This is a genomic window from Paenibacillus liaoningensis (genome assembly GCF_059609455.1).
This window is the reverse complement of the sequence record NZ_JCAALU010000003.1, coordinates 271,268-288,938: the sequence shown is the minus strand read 5'-3', so window position 1 is coordinate 288,938 and position 17,671 is coordinate 271,268. Positions and strand designations below refer to the sequence as shown.

General features: G+C 47.8%; 14 protein-coding genes. 11 read left to right on the top strand and 3 right to left on the bottom strand.

Annotated features, from left to right (window positions below; translation table 11 throughout):
• Positions 1-63 precede the first annotated feature (63 nt).
• The gene (locus AC6B99_RS05755) at positions 64-1,509 is read left to right on the top strand and encodes a carbohydrate ABC transporter substrate-binding protein (RefSeq protein ID WP_496662966.1); all 1,446 of its coding nucleotides are present in this window, start codon (positions 64-66) and stop codon (positions 1,507-1,509) included.
• On the opposite strand, the gene AC6B99_RS05750 is transcribed toward AC6B99_RS05755, so the two are convergent.
• A complete protein-coding gene (locus AC6B99_RS05750; RefSeq protein WP_496662965.1) occupies positions 1,506-1,664 on the bottom strand; it encodes a hypothetical protein in 159 nt (52 codons plus the stop codon). The two genes, AC6B99_RS05755 and AC6B99_RS05750, sit on opposite strands and share 4 nt — an antisense overlap.
• 244 nt (positions 1,665-1,908) lie before the next feature.
• Between AC6B99_RS05750 and AC6B99_RS05745 the strand changes: the two genes are divergently transcribed.
• From AC6B99_RS05745 to AC6B99_RS05730, 4 genes are all read left to right on the top strand, one after another.
• A complete protein-coding gene (locus tag AC6B99_RS05745; protein WP_496662964.1) occupies positions 1,909-4,047 on the top strand; it encodes a discoidin domain-containing protein in 2,139 nt (712 codons plus the stop codon).
• A gap of 243 nt (positions 4,048-4,290) precedes the next feature.
• A complete protein-coding gene (locus AC6B99_RS05740; RefSeq protein WP_056033524.1) occupies positions 4,291-5,175 on the top strand; it encodes a carbohydrate ABC transporter permease in 885 nt (294 codons plus the stop codon).
• A gap of 1 nt (position 5,176) precedes the next feature.
• Entirely contained in the window at positions 5,177-6,016 is an 840-nt protein-coding gene (locus AC6B99_RS05735; protein WP_496662963.1) for a carbohydrate ABC transporter permease, read from the top strand.
• 114 nt (positions 6,017-6,130) lie between these two features.
• Entirely contained in the window at positions 6,131-7,213 is a 1,083-nt protein-coding gene (locus tag AC6B99_RS05730; RefSeq protein ID WP_496662962.1) for a peptidylprolyl isomerase, read from the top strand.
• 900 nt (positions 7,214-8,113) lie between these two features.
• Here AC6B99_RS05730 and AC6B99_RS05725 read toward each other — a convergent pair.
• Positions 8,114-8,971: an NAD(P)H-binding protein gene (locus tag AC6B99_RS05725; RefSeq protein WP_494862667.1), complete on the bottom strand. Its 858-nt coding sequence runs from the start codon at positions 8,969-8,971 to the stop codon at positions 8,114-8,116.
• A gap of 157 nt (positions 8,972-9,128) precedes the next feature.
• Positions 9,129-9,545, bottom strand: coding sequence for an Rrf2 family transcriptional regulator (locus AC6B99_RS05720; protein WP_056033431.1), 417 nt, complete (start codon positions 9,543-9,545; stop codon positions 9,129-9,131).
• A 210-nt stretch (positions 9,546-9,755) separates the two neighbouring features.
• On the opposite strand from AC6B99_RS05720, the gene AC6B99_RS05715 reads away from it, so the two are divergent.
• From AC6B99_RS05715 to AC6B99_RS05690, 6 genes are all read left to right on the top strand, one after another.
• Positions 9,756-10,922, top strand: a complete 1,167-nt coding sequence (locus tag AC6B99_RS05715; protein ID WP_496662961.1) for a TerD family protein — start codon at positions 9,756-9,758, stop codon at positions 10,920-10,922.
• A 61-nt stretch (positions 10,923-10,983) separates the two neighbouring features.
• Positions 10,984-12,216 carry a copper amine oxidase N-terminal domain-containing protein gene (locus AC6B99_RS05710; protein WP_496662960.1) on the top strand — a complete coding sequence of 411 codons (1,233 nt, stop codon included), beginning with the start codon at positions 10,984-10,986 and terminating at the stop codon, positions 12,214-12,216.
• Positions 12,217-12,935: 719 nt separating this feature from the next.
• Positions 12,936-13,823, top strand: coding sequence for a carbohydrate ABC transporter permease (locus tag AC6B99_RS05705; protein WP_056033439.1), 888 nt, complete (start codon positions 12,936-12,938; stop codon positions 13,821-13,823).
• Between the two features lie 18 nt (positions 13,824-13,841).
• Positions 13,842-14,699 carry a carbohydrate ABC transporter permease gene (locus AC6B99_RS05700; RefSeq protein WP_162241889.1) on the top strand — a complete coding sequence of 286 codons (858 nt, stop codon included), beginning with the start codon at positions 13,842-13,844 and terminating at the stop codon, positions 14,697-14,699.
• 56 nt (positions 14,700-14,755) lie between these two features.
• Entirely contained in the window at positions 14,756-16,030 is a 1,275-nt protein-coding gene (locus AC6B99_RS05695; protein ID WP_496662959.1) for an ABC transporter substrate-binding protein, read from the top strand.
• Between the two features lie 36 nt (positions 16,031-16,066).
• On the top strand, positions 16,067-17,668 hold the full coding sequence (locus AC6B99_RS05690) for a glycoside hydrolase family 43 protein (RefSeq protein WP_496663012.1): 1,602 nt from the start codon (positions 16,067-16,069) through the stop codon (positions 17,666-17,668).
• Positions 17,669-17,671: the final 3 nt, after the last annotated feature.

Genomic DNA, 17,671 nt, shown 5'->3' with positions numbered 1-17,671 from the left:
TTAGCGACGCTCCTTGCGAACTTATAATGAAGTTCATTACAAATGAAAGGGGTCACTAAATCAATGGAAAAAAAGAATTGGTTTGCTTTTGCAGCTGTAGCGATCGCCCTTACTACGACGTTAGCCGGCTGCGGATCGGGCAACAGTCCGAGCAATGAAGCGACACCGCCATCCTCTGCCGCCCCATCGGCTTCGGATACAGCTGCTGCATCTCCGTCTGAAGGCGCTTCGCCAGCAAGCGGCAAAACGTTTGAAAATCCAGAGCTGGACGTTGCCGTCTTCCAAGGCGGCTATGGCCGGGAATTTTGGGATAGCGCTGCCGAGGCGTTTATGCAGGATTACCCCGGGACTAAAATCAACATTACCGCCAGCCCGAAAATCGGCGAGCTCATTCGGCCGAAAATCGTTGCGGGCAATCCGCCCGATTTTATGTACATTTCCGGCAGCGACAATACGCCGCTTGTGAACGGGCTGATTAAAGACAAAGCGCTGCTTGATTTGACGGAAGTATTCGAGGAATTGACGCCAGAGGGCACCCCGCTTAAGGATAAAATTCTCGACGGCGTTCTGAATTCCCGGGCAACGTCCCCGTATGATGATGGCAAAGTGTATTTGGCCCCTTATAACTTTGGCGTCATGGGCCTGTGGTATAACAAAGCGCTGTTTGAGGCGAAAGGAATGACGCCGCCTAAAACATGGGATGATTTCTTTGCTACAAATGCGGCGGCTAAAGAGAACGGACGCGCTTTATTTACGTACCAAGGCATTTATCCAGGCTACCTGGAGGAAATGATCGTTCCTGCCATTTATGCAGCGGGCGGCATGGAAGCATTGAACCAATTTTTCGACTACGATCCTGAGTTTTGGAAAAGCGATACGTATAAGCAGGTATGGGGGCTCATGGAGAAAATTGCAACCGAAGAAAATGCATTGATGACGGGCACCGTTGCGCTTAACCATACGCAATCGCAGACGGCGTTCCTTCAAGGCAAAGCGATGTTTATTCCAAACGGCAGCTGGTTTGAGGATGAAATGAAGGATGCGCCGCGCGAGGAAGAGTTCAGCTTCGGTTATTTAGGCGTTCCTTCGTTTGGAGCAGACAAACCGGTATCGGCCCTGACGAATGTGGAAACGGTAGTCATTCCGGCGAAAGCTAAAAATCCAGAGCTTGCCAAAGAATTCCTCAAGTACTTGTACACGGATAAGATCGTTCAGCTCAATGGCGACAAGGCTAAAGCAGTTATGGCGGTCAAAGGCGCGCCGGATCTCGTTAAATCGTATATTACGGAGACGACCTACAACGTATATAAGGCGGCGGATGACGGCATGCTTGCGGTCAATGGCGCCTTTAAGCCGGTCGCTAAAGGCAGCAAATTCAACCCTAGTGATGAAGTCTATAAGCCATTTTCCTCGATTATGAGCAAGCAGATGACCTTGGATGAATATGCTGCCAAGCTGTATAAGGTGTATTCGGAAATTCAGAAGGAGCTTGAGGCTGCTGGAGCCTAACGGGCGGCAGGCAGGATGAGATGAGGGTTTACCTCAGGCTCATCCTTTTTTATGTTTGCAAGTTCATGATTCATAAACCTGAAGGATTTTATGATTTCCTGCATTTTTCGATGAACAGCTAAAAATCCTCTATATGAATCTGCCTTTTTGTTCATTTGATTAACGCTCTTATGAATTTATACTGAAGCTCAGCTGGCAAACCTAGCTGGCAAACCAGCTTGCGCTCCAAATGATGTGGCTTCGCCGTCTCATTCAAAGATCGACAGATTTTCGATTGGAGAGGGGCTGATGAGCATGTAGCGATATCTGGAAATGCAATATGAAAAAAAGGAAGGCAATCCATTGCTCCATTGTTCAGCTTTGCGTCTGAATCAAATACATGTGGGAGGAAGCAATAGAATGAAAAAACGCATGTCAGGCTTATTGGTATTGCTGATTTTATGTTCCTCTATTTTCATGATTGGGCCGGTGGCGGTAAGTGCAGCAAATACGACGTATTATATTGATTCTGCTGGTGGGAATGATGCGAATAATGGCACCTCGACCACTACTGCTTGGAAAACGCTAACGAAAGTGAATGCGACGACGTTCCAGCCTGGTGACCAAATTTTGTTTAAATCGGGCGGGGGATGGAACGGGCAGCTGTGGCCTAAGGGCTCAGGAGCAGCAGGGTCTCCTATCAAAATCGATAAATATGGCGGAACCGCTAAGCCGATCATTAATGGCGGCGGAACGCAGAGGGATTATCAAGCGACGGGCGCCGTTATGCTGCGCAACCAGCAGTATTGGGAAATCAGCAATCTTGAAGTGACGAATGACGACAACTTTAACGTAGATTTGGTAACGACTACTTATGCAAACAGCAAGCCCACCAACATAAGAGACGGCATTCTGGTTGTGCTGGATACGAATCAAGTGGCGGCAGGCGGCGACACGATCATGGATCATATTTATATTCATGATAATTACGTGCATGATGTCGATAGTCCGAACGAATGGCCGAACCAGTATGGCAACGCCTCGTTCAATGGCGGCATTATGTTTTATGTCATTGGCGCTTTAAAGGCCAACATGACGTTCAATGACGTCAGAATTGAAAATAACACCATCGAGAAGGTCGATCTGCTCGCCATTGCCAATTTCAATTACACGACGACAACGGCGTTCCAAGACGAAATCGAACCGTATAACTTGTGGCAAACGAATATTTATATTGGGCACAACTACATGCGCAATATCGGCCAAGGCGCGATTGATGTATGTGATGCGAAGGGCGCAATTATCGAATACAACGTCGTAGATGGCTGGTCCAAGCGCTATAACGCGGAAAGCGCAGGCATTTATCCGTGGAAATCTCAAAATGTAACGTTCCAAAACAACGAGGTTTACGGCGGACCAACGACGACGGGAGCTAATAACGGAGATGGAACCGCCTTCGATTTTGATTCGCCGAACAGCAATATCGTCTATCAATTCAACTATACCCATAACAACCCCATGGGCTGGATGTCTTATCTGGGCCGAAGCAGCAATAATATTGCCAGATACAACATTAGTGACGATAACGCTGCCTATTTGATCAAATTTGGCTGGTTCGACGTCGATAGCTCGGCTACGTATTTCCTGAACAACGTCTTTATTTATAACGGCGGCGTAACGAAATTTACGAATTCCAACGCTAACCTTGCCTCTACTTATTTCAAAAGTGTGCCGTATTATTTTTACAATAACGTTTTTTATGACAAAAATACCCCTTCCTCCAGCTTTTGGCCGAGCAGCTCCGGCAGCTATGGAACGGCTGTATTTAGAAACAATGCGTTTTATGTAACTACCGGCAGCCATGCGGCTGGCGAACCGAATGATCCGGCGAAGGTGATTGCGCCGCCTCAAATGGTTAACCCGGGGCAAGCGCCGACTTTAGGAGCCAATGGCTTTACAAGCGGCGCCACCGTATGGGATGGCTACAAGCTGCAAGCCACTTCTCCACTCATAAATGCCGGTTATAATGTTCCGCAATTAGGAACGACCGACTTTTATGGAAATGCATTATTTAATGGGGCAGCTCCGGATATAGGCGCTTTTGAATCGACCGTCACAGGCGGCGGAGGCGGTGGACCGACATCGGTCACGGTAGGTGGAACGGTAACAGCGAGCTCCACAAGCAGCCCGTCAGGAGAAGAGAAGGAGAAGGCCTTCGATGCGAATATTTCGACCAAATGGCTCATCACAACCGGAACAGGCTGGATTCAGTACAAATTTGTAACCGGTGTCTCTCATATCGTGACCTCGTATGCGATAACGTCCGCTAACGATGTGCCGGCGAGGGACCCGAAAAACTGGACGCTGCAAGGCTCGAACGACGGAACGAACTGGACGACGCTGGATACACGCACGAATGAAGCATTTGCCACCCGTTTCTTGACCAAGACGTATACGTTCAGCAATTCAACTGCTTACTCGTATTATCGCTTGAACGTAACGGCGAATAGCGGCGGTGCAGCACAACTGCAGCTCGCTGAGATCGGTTTATTCACTTAAAAAGGAAGGCAGTGGCCGCCGTTTATCGTTCAAATATAGGAAAGGATATGATTTTCCCATCCATTCTCTATATTTCTCGGAATGAAACGAGCTGCGCCGCCAAAGGACGGCGACAGCCGTTTCACCTTAGCACGGCGGCTTCTGCAAATCAATAATACGCCCATAGTAGACCATTGTGCTGCAAAAGCAAAAGGACAGCAAGCATGAGCGCAGTACGTGCAGCAAGGGGAAGGAATGAAAACGATGACCATGAAAACCAAAAGAACCTTTTTCATCCTCGTATGTTTATTGCCAGGACTATTGCTGTTCTCCTTGTTTAAGGTGTACCCTACGTTTCAAATTTTTCAAAAGTCGCTGTACCTGTGGACGGGGTTAAGTGATGAGCCGAAATATATCGGGCTTAAAAATTTTACGGATATGCTTCACGATGAGACGTTTCTGCTGTCTATGCGCAATACGGGCTTCTTAATGCTGGTCGTGCCAATTATTACGATTATGATCGCTTTAATTAATGCCTCTATTTTAACGCAATCGAAGCTCAAGGAACGCGGCTTTTACCGCACCGTTTTCTTTTTTCCAAGCATCTTGTCATTCGTTGTTATCGCCATTCTGTGGTCCTTTATTTATCACCCTACGATGGGCTTTGTGAACACTGGCCTAGAGATGATTGGACTTGGGGAGTGGGCGAAGCCGTGGCTGGGCGACCAGCGCACCGTCCTTTGGGCATTGGCGATTACCTTGATCTGGCAGGCGGCCGGGTATTACATGGTCATGTATATGGCAGGAATCGACAGCATTTCGCCGGAGCTTTATGAAGCTGCCGACCTTGATGGGGCAACCCGCATACAGCAATTTTTCCGCATTACGATTCCGATGCTGTGGGAGATCATTCGCGTCACGATTATTTTCAGCATTAACGGTGTCCTTAGCATTAGCTTTATCATAGTTTCGATTATGACGGGGGGCGGGCCTGATCGGCATTCGGAAGTTGTGATGACTTATTTATATGCCCAAGCTTTCACGAACTCGAATTTTGGCTATGCGATGGCGATCGGGGTTGTCGTATTTGTAATATCGATGCTGCTCGCGCTTGTAAGCAATAAATTAACGGAAAGGGGATCGTATTAACATGTCCTCTTTAACAGCCATTCCGGGGAAAATCGTTCTTCGCCTCTTTCTGCTCGTGCAGGCGCTCTTAGTCGTCTATCCGCTTGTATGGAATGTACTGGCGTCCTTCAAAACCAATACGGAGGTTATGGAAAGCCCTTGGCGGCTGCCGTCGAGCCTAAATTGGAGCAATTACGTTCATGCTTTTACGACGGCGAAAATGGGCGACTACATGATCAACTCCGTTATTATCGTTCTATTATCGATGGCGGTGCTGCTGCTTGCGGCGGTTCCCTCTGCCTATGTGCTGGGGAGGATGCAATTCCGCTTGCGTGGATTTATAGCGCAATTTTATATGGCAGGGCTGTTTATTGGGGGCGTGTATATTATTGTGCCGCTGTTCATTTTAATGAATGAATGGCATATGCTCGATAATCGCTTTTGGTTAAGCACCGTTTATGCGACGGGCAGCTTGCCTTTTTCTATTTATTTGCTCACCGGCTTCATGAAGTCGATTCCGCACGATTACGAGGAAGCGGCCATGATGGATGGCTGCGGCTATTTTGGCATATTGCTGCGCATTATTGTGCCGATGGCCCGGCCGGGCATTATTACGCTGACCGTCTTCAGCTTCTTCGATTTTTGGAATGAATACGTGCTGGCTATGACCTTCATTACGAGCGACAGCAAGAAAACGATTCCGGTTGGCTTGTCTAATTTGATGCAAATCCAGCAATTTGCTACCGATTGGGGCTCTCTTTTCGCCGGCCTAGTCATTGTGCTTGCACCTACCATTATTGTATACGCGCTGCTGCAAAAAAAATTAACGAATGGCATGTCGCTTGGCGGAGTGAAGGGTTGAGTGAAGGGCCGAGTGAAAGGCGGAGTGAAGGGCTGAGTGAAAGGCCGAGTGAAAGGCGGAGTGCAGCTTTAACTGAGAGGAACGGGGGATATCGGATGCGAATGGAGGAGACGGATGAATCGGAGAGGGTCTAACCAAATGTTTTTCAACACAGCTAAGTCTCGAATTGTGCTATTTGCTGTCGTTGTTGGAGTAGTGGCGGTTATTTCAGTCGCAGGGTTCGCAGCCTTGTTGCCCTCCGAGCCTCAAGGAGAGGAGATCATCCTAGAGGTGGGCGGCTTGCCTGTCACCGAAGCCGAATTTCTGCTTTATATGGAGAAGGAAAAAGGGGCCGTCACCAACTATTTCAACGTAACCTATGGGGCCGAAGATAGTGAAGCCTACTGGACGGAAACGTTCGGAGCAGAGCGTCCAATTGATAAGCTTAGACAGCAAGCAATGGACGAGGCTGTCAAAGGAAAAACCTTGCAGCTGCTGGCCGTAGAGCATGGGCTTGTGGCAGACAGCTCCTTTCGAAGCTTCGTTGAACGTTGGGAGAAAAACAATGCAGAGCGGGGCGAAAGCAAAGAGCAGGGGAAGGCAATTTTTGGCCTGGCCCAATACGATCTCAGCCAATATTATTTCTACTCCTTAAGCCAATTAAGGCTGGACCTTGAGGAGAAGCTGGGAGAAGGGGCATTAAAGGTAACGAAGGACGAAGTGAAGGACCGTTATCAATTCCATGCTGCAAAGTTTGAAAATCAAATCCAAATTACCTTTAATGAACTGTCCGTCTCCTACAGCAAGGAAGAACGGGAAGCGGCAGGCGAGAAAATAAAGCTGGCTCTTAAGCAGCTAGACTCCGGCACGCCTTTTGCAGAAGTGGGGAGGAAGTACGGCAAAAACGGCATACGCCAGAGCTCGCTCGTTCTAGAGCAGCAAGCCTCTCCGCTCAAGGCCGACACCTTGCTGAAGCAGGCTGCTGAAACATTAAGGGTTGGCGAGCATTCTGCCATTATTGATCAGGGCAGCAGCTTCTCCATTATTCAGCTGATCGACAAAAATGAACAGTATGCGGTTCCCCTTGCGAGTCTGGAGTCCCAGCTGCAAAGCGAAGTGCTTCATCATAAATTCGAGCGTTATTTTGAGGAAAAGGTAAAAGCAGTGGACATTACGGTAAATCAAGAGGCCTTTGATCGGTTGAAGGCAGGAGCGTGAACAGCCAAATAGGAGTAGGAACAGCTGCGCAGGGAGATGAACAGCCAGAAAGGAGTAGGAACAGCCGCGAAAGGACATGAATAGCCAGAAAGGAGTAGGAACAGCCGCGAAGGGACATGGATAGCCAGACAGGAGTAGGAACAGCCGCGAAGGGACATGGATAGCCGCACAGGAGCATGAATTGCTAAACAGGAACATGAACAGCCACACAGGTGTTTAAAACGCCAAATAGGAGCACGGACAGCCAAACTTGAGTAACTAGGTGTGTATGTAAACCGGAGCTGGGGTGCAACTCCTTGCTGCGTGTTTATTCAAGACTAATCTCATCTGATGATTCAAGGAAAGGGGAACCTTAATTTGCGATTGTAACTGAGAGCACTGTAGCTCAGAGCGCTTTAGCTGAAGCACTGTAGCTGAGAGCACTGTAGCTGAGAGCAAGTTAGCTGAAGCACTGTAGTTGAGAATTCGAAGCTCGGGATGCTCACTGCTTTTTTGGAGGACTGAGGTTCCGCTATTCTGGCTTTTGACCCGATTTCTGGCCTTAAGCGGACAGGAAATCCGTTATTGCCCTCCGTACCCCGCCAAAATGGCCGATTGTGGAGCATTAGCGTCTCCTGAGTCCGCAGCCTGTGCCATAACCCTGATATTGTTGAAATAGCGTCTGCTGTGTCCGCCGAGTCTAGCTTTGTGCCGGGTGCAAACCCCGAATCCCCGAATCCCTGAAACGAAGAGCATGAAGCTGCCTTTCGGTATGTATGATCGCCTTGACAAGGGGGGCACATATCCAAGTCCGGTTTCAAGCCGTTGTATTTAAAACGAGGCTGTCCGGAGGTCATTTCTGACCTTTCGAGACAGCCTCGCTTCATTTTTTACCATAAATATCCTATTATCCGCGATAGCTTAACGTCCAGATAGAGCTGTAACAAATGCGCTCAAAGGAGCAGCCGGACGTCCAAGCAGCGTTTCCAGATCATTGCTCTCTACATCGAGGGAGCCTTCACGGATTGCGCCTTGCATATCCACAAACATCGCTACGACAAAATCAGGCAATCCGGCTTGAGTCAATGCTTGGCCGAATGCAGCATCGTCTACATCCACGACGTTGATCTCTTTGCCCAATGCTTCGCCAGTGATAGCTGCCAGCTCAGCTTGCGTACGAGGCTTGCCCGACAGCTCGTAAACGGTATTGTCATGTCCTTCGCCAGCTAGAACAGCCGCCGCCGCTTCGGCATAATCACTGCGCAATGCCCAGCCTGTGCGAGCAGTTCCTGCGGCATTCAGCCATGGAGCGCCATGAATGGCGCCCTGCACGCTGCCTGCTTCGTTTTCAACATACCAATTGTTCCGCAGCAGCGAATAGGGAATGCCCGTCGCCAGAATGGCTGCTTCCGCAGCGCGATGTACTTCTGCGAGCGAAAGCGTGCTCTTATCGGCTTTGGCAACACTTGTATAAGCGATGAAGCCTACGCCTGCTTTTTTAGCTGCATCGATAGCAGCTTGATGCTGGCGAATACGCGTAGCATTATCTGCATCAGCGGAAACGATCAACAAACGGTCTACACCGGCAAAAGCTTTATCAAGGGTTTCGGGCTGATCGAAATCACCGTAGCGAACGTCAACGCCTAGTGCCTGCAAATGCGCGGCTTTTTCTGGTGTACGCACACTTACCGCGAGCTGTTCAGCGGGCAGCTTTTTCAACAGGGAATCGATTACGTGAGAGCCAAATTGTCCAGTTGCGCCAGTTACTAAAATTTTCATGATTCATTCCTCCATTAGGTGGTTTTGTGTGTAATAAAACGGAACTCCACTATCGAATTCCCCTTGTAGCCTAGATTTATTTACTATTGAAACTTTCAATGTTATAACTCAAGTGGTTACAACGAGCGCATAAAAAAAGCTGCTGCAAGAGCTTTTTTCAACCTACTTGTCCCATCATCTTCGCGATGCTCACGCTGCTTAATTTCTGCTCCATAGCAGCTTGGGCTTCAGCCAGTTCTGCCGTAAGCGAGGCTTCAATGGTTCTGCCTACAGGGCAGCGCGGACTAGAATTTTGATGAAAATTGAACAAGGGCCCCTCATCAATGACTTCAACCGCATGATACACTTCCAATAAGCTAATAGATGCGGGGTCTTTCAAAAGAGTAGCACCCCCAACACCGGGCCGGACGCTAATCAAGCGGGCTTTTTTCAGCTGGGCCATAATTCTTCGGATGACGACGGGATTCGTATTCACGCTGCCAGCAATAATATCCCCTGTGCAATCTCCCGGCATAACAGCAATCAACGTCAAAATATGGACTCCCATCGAGAAGCGGCTGCTGAGTTGTTTCATTGTTATCACCACCGTTGTAACTATCATAGTTACTTCTGAGCAGAAAGTCAATCCTGTTATTTTATTTTTTGTGTTTGGTTCATTGCTTTTGCATGACTTGGGTGAAGAGAAATCTAAGAAGCTGTTACGATGTCTATAGTCATTAATTCGTGTGATATACTAAAAATGTGTCATTTTGTAAAATAGGAGATTGATAAGGAGGGGTTATCCATGATCCTCACAAAAGGTCAAAAAATCGATGTTACAAAAGGCCGCGGGATTACTGATATTGCAATTGGGCTTTCTTGGCAGGCGGCAGATCCAGCAATCGATATAAATGCATCAGCTTTTCTCTTAAATCAAGCAGGTGTATGTGCCCAGGATGAAGATATGATCTTCTACAATCAACAGTCCAGCCGGCAGCATGCCGTTGCACACTCAGGTCAGGCGAATGGTGATCGAGAGCTTATAAAAATATCGGTAGGAAAGATACCGAGTGATATACATAAAATCGCGGTAACACTCACCATTCATGATGGGGAATTGAACGGCCAAGCCTTTTCGCAAGTTCGCAGCGCCATAGGGCGAATCTATAATCCGATCAACGGAGAAGAGATAGGAAGATTTAACTTCGGAGAAGGCCTTAGCAAAGAAACAGCCATCGTTGTTGGCGAATTTTATCTCCATAAAGGGGAGTGGAAGTTTAGCGCCGTCGGAAGCGGTTTTGAGGGAGGGCTCGCCGCTCTTGTTAGCAACTTTGGACTCAAAGTATACAGCGAATCACATGCGGAAGTGGCTGCTGCTGCTGAACCCGCTGTTTCCCCTGCAAAGCCAAACCAATTGCTAAAAATAGAGCTCAAGAAGAAAGAGAGCATTAGCATTCAAAAGTCATCCAAGGTTACGGCGACTCTGGAATGGCAAACGGATAAGGATTTGGATTTGTATTGTTTTTATGTAACAAAGGACAGGCAGGTTGGCAAAATCTATTATCGCAACCTTGGATCGCCTCATACTGCTCCGTACATTCAACTGGATGGGGATGCTGCGGGGCATGGTAAAGAAACGATAGTTATTCATCGTCCGGAAGCGTTAAAATTCGTTTTATTTGCCGCCTATAGCGCAATAAGCAATGGATCGGGTAGCTTTAGATCGATGAAGGTTCGTGCAGTTGTTGATAATCATCAGGGCCAAACCGTAACAGCACCACTGCTCGAAAAAAACGATTACGCTTATTGGGTGGCAATTGCCCACATCGATTTCACAAATGCCAAGAAAATGCGAGTCAGCCACGTTGAAAAATATTCCAATGACGGGGTGGAGCGCAGTCCGCTTCTTTATGAAAAAGGTGATTTTAAAATGGATGTTGGCCCAGAAGAATTTAAGGGTTATTGGGGCTGAATGACGATGTTTCGATGCTATTACATCGTGCTGCATTTAACATGCGAATAGGAAGTGTTATATGGTTAAAAGGTTTATCGGTATTTTGCTTGTTCTTTGCTTGGGTTTGAATATCCCGATTCATGCTTTTGCTGATGACAAGACGATCGAATTATATATGAATAATGACAAGGTGATGGGAATAAATCCAATTCTAAAGTCAGGAGAAGTGTATGTCCCATTCCGGAAGCTTTTTAATGTACTGGGTTATAAGGTTGCTTATGATTCGGGTGCTGGGGAGATCTCTGCATCAAATAATGATTCTGAAATTTTTTTCTGGGTGGGTGAGGATATCGTAAAATCTAACGAAGGATCATACCTACTAGATAAACCTATTTCTATAATGGATGGACGAGTTTATCTGCCTATTCGACTTGTAGGTGAACTTACCAAGCATTCAATCATTTATAACAAGCAAAAGAAAACGATACATATGACGAAATATGGTTATGGTCAGGAAAAGGCCATCCACGATCTTCTTGTAAAATATTACAAAACTCGCAGCCCGAAATTATTAACAGGGGACAATCGTGAGTGGCTGTATCTTGATCACGAATTTGATTATGATGCATACCGATATGTCAGTGAAGTTCCTGATAGGGAATTCATCGTAAAGATCGATAGTATTAAATATACTTCTGCTTATGAAGCGTCCCTACAAGTTACTTATACTCAAAATTCACAAGTATTAAATCAAAAAGATGAAATTATATTCGAAATCCGAAATGAAGGTGGAGAGTGGAAGATTTCGCATTCTATTGGGATGTCGCAACAAATGGATCTTCCAACGGACATCGATAATACAGCATCAAACATAGTAGAAAAACAAAATAAAGCACAGCTCGCCGTTTTGTCTGATTTAAAAACCTATTATAAAGCTTATAACGAAGAAAACCTGGATCTCACGCTTCAATATACGTCCCCTTCATTTATTAGACGTTGGGATGCAAAAATGATGAAGATAGATTCAACGTGGGAGAAACATTTAAGGTTTTATTTTGACCATAAAGAAATAAGGTACAAGCTTTCTAAAGAACGCGTAGTCTTCATCGGAGAAAAGGATGCAGTCGTGCAAGGTATGTTGGATTGGAGTGATTCAACGGAAGGCGTAGCGGAAGGTGAGGTAGTGTTTGAAGCTCTCATTTACTTAGAGTATGCAAATGGTCATTGGAACTATAGAACTGACCTTGATATTGATCAGGATTATAATTATAGAGAGGAATATGCACCGTCCAGCATTCAAACTGAAAGCTAAAGGAACCGGGGTGTCTATGCAAAGTGGAGTCAGCCCGCTGCGTCTTGCACAGCGCTTATTCGAGGCAAATCTCATCTGACGATTCAAGGTTTTAGAAAACGTAGCAGGTTGTTGTGTCTATGACCGCTGTTGCCGAGGTCTCGCAGATCGCAACACCGCAACACTCCTCCTTTTTTGGAGGACTGAGGTTCCGCTATTCTGGCTTTTTATGCGATTTCGGGCAGTATGCGGACAGGAGAGCCGTTATCGTCCTCATTATCCCTTCAATATGGTGATTGGCATTGCAATAGCTGCTCCTGAGTCCGCGAACTATGCCATAACCCGTGATTCGGTTGAAATAGGGTCTTCTGTGTCCACCAAAAGCCTATCAATCGGGAATATGTTTGACGCGGGCTGCTTTTATCAGGATCTGGCTCGCTTACGTTTCCATCCACGGCCTGCAATAGTCGGCACATATTAAAAGTATCCTCTCAAAGAACCGCATGCAATCGCATTCAACCACGTTCAACCGCATTAAACCGCATTAAATCGCATTCAACTGCATTCAGACGAATGCGGTTTTTTTTGTTTTATTCCATCGCCCGACCGGACGAACCAATGAAAGTGCTATTTTACCTAATCAACGTGTCATTACAATGATTTATGTCATTGATAAAATAATGAAAACGGATACAACGCAACAGGCATCATGCGCATTAAGCTAGGAGAGGGTGTTACGGATGAACGAGACAGGCGTCAGACGCTTGGGCAGCAGACTGTTTTTCATGGGTCCCGCGCTGTTGATTTTTTTGGCAATCGTAGTTGTGCCGATCAGTATGAGCATTTATTATAGCTTCTTCCAATGGGACGGAGTTTCGGCAAAGATTTTTAATGGAGGGGACAATTTCAATCGGCTGATTCATGATCCGATTCTATGGACCTCGCTCAAAAATTCCGTGTACTTAACTTTGGGAGCGCTTTTAATTCAGCTGCCTGTCGGTTTGTTCTTTGCCATTGTGCTTAGCTACAAGCTGAGAGGGTCGAATTTTTTGAAAACGATTTATTTCACGCCGGTTATGCTGTCTACAGCCGTGCTTGGCATTTTGTGGGGGCAAATTTACGACCCGAATTTCGGGCTGCTGAATAATTTGCTTATGCAGCTTGGGCTCGACAACTGGGCACATGCCTGGCTCGGAGAGGAAGCGACGGCGCTAGGGTCGGTAATCGCAGTTGTTGCTTGGCAGTTTATCGGCTTTTATATTATCGTCTATTTCGGAGCGCTTCAGGGCATTTCGGAAGAGGTGCTGGAGTCGGCACGAGTAGAGGGCGCAGGAGAGTGGAGAATTATTTTCAGCATCCAAATCCCGCTGATCTGGCCGACCATTACGTTCACGGTGCTGAACTGTGTGATTAATTCTTTGAAATATTTCGACCTGATTTATATTATGACGGGCGGCGGGCCGAATAATAGCAGTGAAGTGCTAGCAAGCTATATGATGAAAAATGCATTCCGCATGATGGACTTCGGATATGGCAGCACCATCTCTACTTTCCTGCTGCTGTTCGGGCTGTGCCTCGCATTTATTATTTCCAAGCTTCTGAGCCGTACAGGCGCCAGATTCGAATAAGAGAAAGGAGAGATGAAGGTGAGCGCGACTCAAACAATGCAGCCGGCGGGGACGCGTGGCAAAGGTTTTTCCCGATTGCTGCTGTATGTGCTGTTACTGGTGCATCTCGTATTTACAGGATATCCGTTCGTATGGATGGTCATTTCCTCATTCAAAACCAACAAAGAGTATTTCGCCAACCCTTGGGGGCTGCCGGAATCGTGGCATTTCGATAATTTTGTGCAGGCCTGGAACCAAGGAATCAACGGCTATTTGTTCAACAGCTTGTACATTACCTTCTTCTCGGTTGTCGGGCTGCTGGTCGTATCGACGCTGATTGGCTTTTATTTATCGATTCGGCCGTTTAAAGGCTCGAAGCTGCTGCTGGGGGCATTTTTTCTCGGCATGATGATTCCGATCCACAGCACCTTGATTCCATTGTTTACGATGGCGAACAAGCTGGGCATGTATGATTCGTTCTGGGCGTTGTTTTTCCCTTATGTCGCCTTTAATCTTCCGGTCGCTGTCTTTATTGCCCATGGTTTCTTTCAAGGGGTGCCGAAGGAGCTGGAGGAGGCGGCCATGATTGACGGCTGCTCGATCTACCAGACGTTTTTCAAAGTGTATTTTCCGATTGCGAAGCCTGTGCTGGCGACGATTACGATTCTTTCCTTTTTCAACATTATGAATGATTTCGTCTTTCCGCTCGTTATGGTATCCAAAGAATCGCTCAAAACACTGCCGCTCGGCCTTATGATGTTCAAAGGCAACTTCAGTGCCGATTATTCGCTCATCAGCGCGGCATTGGTCATTACGACAGCTCCGATCATTATTTTATATATGTTTCTGCAAAAGTATATTCAAAAGGGGGTTGTAGCGGGCTCGGTTAAAGGTTGATCGAAACATCTATTTATGAGCTGCGGCATTCGACACTATTCAAGGGGGAAACAAACATGAAAAAGGGTCTTATTTTATTGTTGGCAATGATGATGGTAGTAATGGCAGGCTGCTCTAACGCTGGAAACAAAGCGGAAGGCGGATCGACGGAGGCAGCATCGGGCGATGTAACCAAGCTGACCATGTGGAGCATGGAAACGAGAAACAAAGATATTATTGAAAAGTCGATTAAGCAATTCAACGACGAGCATCCGAATGTAGAGCTTACGGCTGAGTTTTTTGAAGACGAGGCTTTGAAAACAAAAATGAAAGTAGCCATTACAGGCAACCAGGTACCGGATATTATTACGTATTGGAGCGGCGAAACTTTCGATACGCTTGTATCAAACAGCATGCTGGGCGATATTACCGAGCCGCTTAGCAAGGATGAAGCATTCAAAAACGATGTGCTTAACGGCGGATTGGAAACGTTCTCTTACGATGGCAAAAACTACGGTATTCCCGTTCTGTTTAGCGGTGTATCCCTGTGGTACAACAAGCAAATTTTTGAGGAAAATGGCCTGACTCCTCCGACAACCTACGCGGAGCTGCTAAGCGTTGTAGACCAACTGAACGCTAAAAATATCGTTCCGATTACAGTTGCAGGCAAAGACCGCTGGCCGGTTCTGCACTGGTTCTCTTATCTGGCCCAGCGCATCGGCGGCATGGAGCCGTTCGAGAAAGCGAAAAAAGGCGAAGCCGACTTCACTCAGGACAGCTTTGTGAAAGCGGGCGAAATGCTGCGTGAGCTTGCTGTCGATCATAAAGGCTTCATCAATGGTTTCCTTGGCCTTGATTATGCAGCGGCTGAATCGCTGTTCACGAACGGCAAAGCTGCAATGTATTTGCAAGGCGAATGGGCAATGAACTCCTTCCTGGATGGCGACTTTGCCGATAAAGTAGGCTTCGTGCCATTCCCGACAGTTGATGGCGGCCAAGGCGGCATTAACATTTACCAAGGCGGCTTCGGCGCCGGCATGGCGATTTCCTCGAAGACGAACCAAGAAGCTGCTTATGAGGCGATCCGTTTCCTCACAGACTCGCTGCAACGGAAAGAAATTAACGAGGGCGCGAACATCAGCCCAATGAAAAACCCTGGACTTGACGAGGCGAAAATGAATCCGCTGGCGTTTGCCTACGACAGCTCGATCAGCAGCAGCCTGGAAGGCTTCTTCAGCTACTACGACCAAGCGCTTGACGCGAAGCGTGCGGAGCAGTTTTTGAACTCGGTCGGTGCGATCGTCGGTCAAAACGCAAGCAGCGTAAAAGACGAGCTGGCGAAAATCAAGTAATAACTACCAGAACTTACGAGACAGGAGGCGTTTACGATTAACGTAATTAACAATCCGATACTGCGGGGATTCAACCCCGATCCTTCGATCATTCGTGTCGGAGACGATTATTATATTGCGACCTCGACTTTCGAATGGTTTCCCGGTGTCCAAATTCATCATTCTCGCGATTTGAAAAACTGGCGGGTGCTCACGCACCCGCTTACCCGGGCGAGCCAGCTCGATATGATCGGCAATCCCGACTCCGGCGGAGTATGGGCGCCGTGCCTGAGCTACGATAACGGCATCTTCTACCTGGTGTTTACCGATGTAAAGAGCCATATGGGACCTTTCAAGGACACGCATAACTATGTCGTTACCGCAACTGATATTATGGGACCTTGGTCAGAGCCGATTTATTTGAACAGCAGCGGCTTTGACCCTTCCCTGTTCCATGATGAGGATGGCACCAAATGGCTGGTCAACTTGACATGGGATCACCGCAAAGGGAAAAACCCGTTTGGCGGCATCGTTATTCAGCAGTATTCCGAGGAACTAAAGGCGCTGACGGGGCCGATTCAAACGTTATTCGACGGCACGCCGCTTGGCTTGACCGAAGGTCCTCACATTTACCGCCATGACGGCTATTATTATTTGATTACCGCCGAGGGCGGCACGCGTTTTGGCCATGCGGCGACGGTTGCTCGCTCCCGGACGCTGCTTGGCACCTACGAGGCCGATCCGGCTGGGCCGCTTATTACGTCGGCGGACCGCCCAGAGCTTGAGCTGCAAAAGGCGGGTCATGTCAGTCTGGTTGAGACGCAGGCTGGGCAGCTGTACATTGCCCATCTGTGCGCGCGGCCGCTCAACCCTTCGGGAAGCTGCACGCTTGGACGGGAAACGGCCCTTCAGAGGGTCGTTTGGACGGAGGACGGCTGGCTGCGCCTTATCAGCGGAGGCCATTCTCCAGAAGTTCAGGTGAGCGCGTCTGCGCTTCCGGAGCATCGTTTTGCGGCGGAGCCGGAGATCGAGCATTTTGACGGGGATGCGATCAGCATTCATCTTCATACGCTGCGCGAGCCGCGGAGCGAGCAATGGGCAACGCTGAAGGACCGTCCGGGCCATATGAGGCTGAAGGGAAGAGAATCGCTGTATTCCTCCCACCGGCAGAGCCTGATCGCACGCCGCCAGCAATCGTTCACAGTAGATGCTGAAACGGTCGTTGAATTTGAGCCAGATACTTATCAGCAGCTAGCCGGGCTTGTATACTATTACAATACGAAGAATTATTATTACTTATGGATCAGCCGCGATGAGCAGTTGGGCAAATGTCTCGGCATTATGTCGAGCGACCGCGCTGTATATGATGAGCCGCTTGAGCAGCCCGTATCGATTGATGGGGCTGAGCGCTGTTATTTGAAGGCGGAAGTCCGCCATGAGGCGCTGCAATTTTATTATTCGCTGGATGGAGCGGCTTGGCAGCCAATTGGCCCTGTTCTGGATGCCAGCAAAATATCGGATGAAAACGCCGAGCTGGTGAAGGATGGCATTGCGCTTGATCAAGGCTTCACCGGGGCATTTATCGGCATTTGCGTACAGGATTTAAGCGGACGAGGCAAGTATGCGGACTTTGATTATTTCAAGTATTCTGAAAGGTGAGCT

Bases quoted from the DNA above. Each gene is read 5' to 3' on its own strand.
- AC6B99_RS05755 (WP_496662966.1), top strand. From the start codon at position 64: ATGGAAAAAAAGAATTGGTTTGCTTTTGCAGCTGTAGCGATCGCCCTT.
- AC6B99_RS05750 (WP_496662965.1), bottom strand. From the start codon at position 1,664: ATGAACAAAAAGGCAGATTCATATAGAGGATTTTTAGCTGTTCATCGA.
- AC6B99_RS05745 (WP_496662964.1), top strand. From the start codon at position 1,909: ATGAAAAAACGCATGTCAGGCTTATTGGTATTGCTGATTTTATGTTCC.
- AC6B99_RS05740 (WP_056033524.1), top strand. From the start codon at position 4,291: ATGACCATGAAAACCAAAAGAACCTTTTTCATCCTCGTATGTTTATTG.
- AC6B99_RS05735 (WP_496662963.1), top strand. From the start codon at position 5,177: ATGTCCTCTTTAACAGCCATTCCGGGGAAAATCGTTCTTCGCCTCTTT.
- AC6B99_RS05730 (WP_496662962.1), top strand. From the start codon at position 6,131: ATGAATCGGAGAGGGTCTAACCAAATGTTTTTCAACACAGCTAAGTCT.
- AC6B99_RS05725 (WP_494862667.1), bottom strand. From the start codon at position 8,971: ATGAAAATTTTAGTAACTGGCGCAACTGGACAATTTGGCTCTCACGTA.
- AC6B99_RS05720 (WP_056033431.1), bottom strand. From the start codon at position 9,545: ATGAAACAACTCAGCAGCCGCTTCTCGATGGGAGTCCATATTTTGACG.
- AC6B99_RS05715 (WP_496662961.1), top strand. From the start codon at position 9,756: ATGATCCTCACAAAAGGTCAAAAAATCGATGTTACAAAAGGCCGCGGG.
- AC6B99_RS05710 (WP_496662960.1), top strand. From the start codon at position 10,984: ATGGTTAAAAGGTTTATCGGTATTTTGCTTGTTCTTTGCTTGGGTTTG.
- AC6B99_RS05705 (WP_056033439.1), top strand. From the start codon at position 12,936: ATGAACGAGACAGGCGTCAGACGCTTGGGCAGCAGACTGTTTTTCATG.
- AC6B99_RS05695 (WP_496662959.1), top strand. From the start codon at position 14,756: ATGAAAAAGGGTCTTATTTTATTGTTGGCAATGATGATGGTAGTAATG.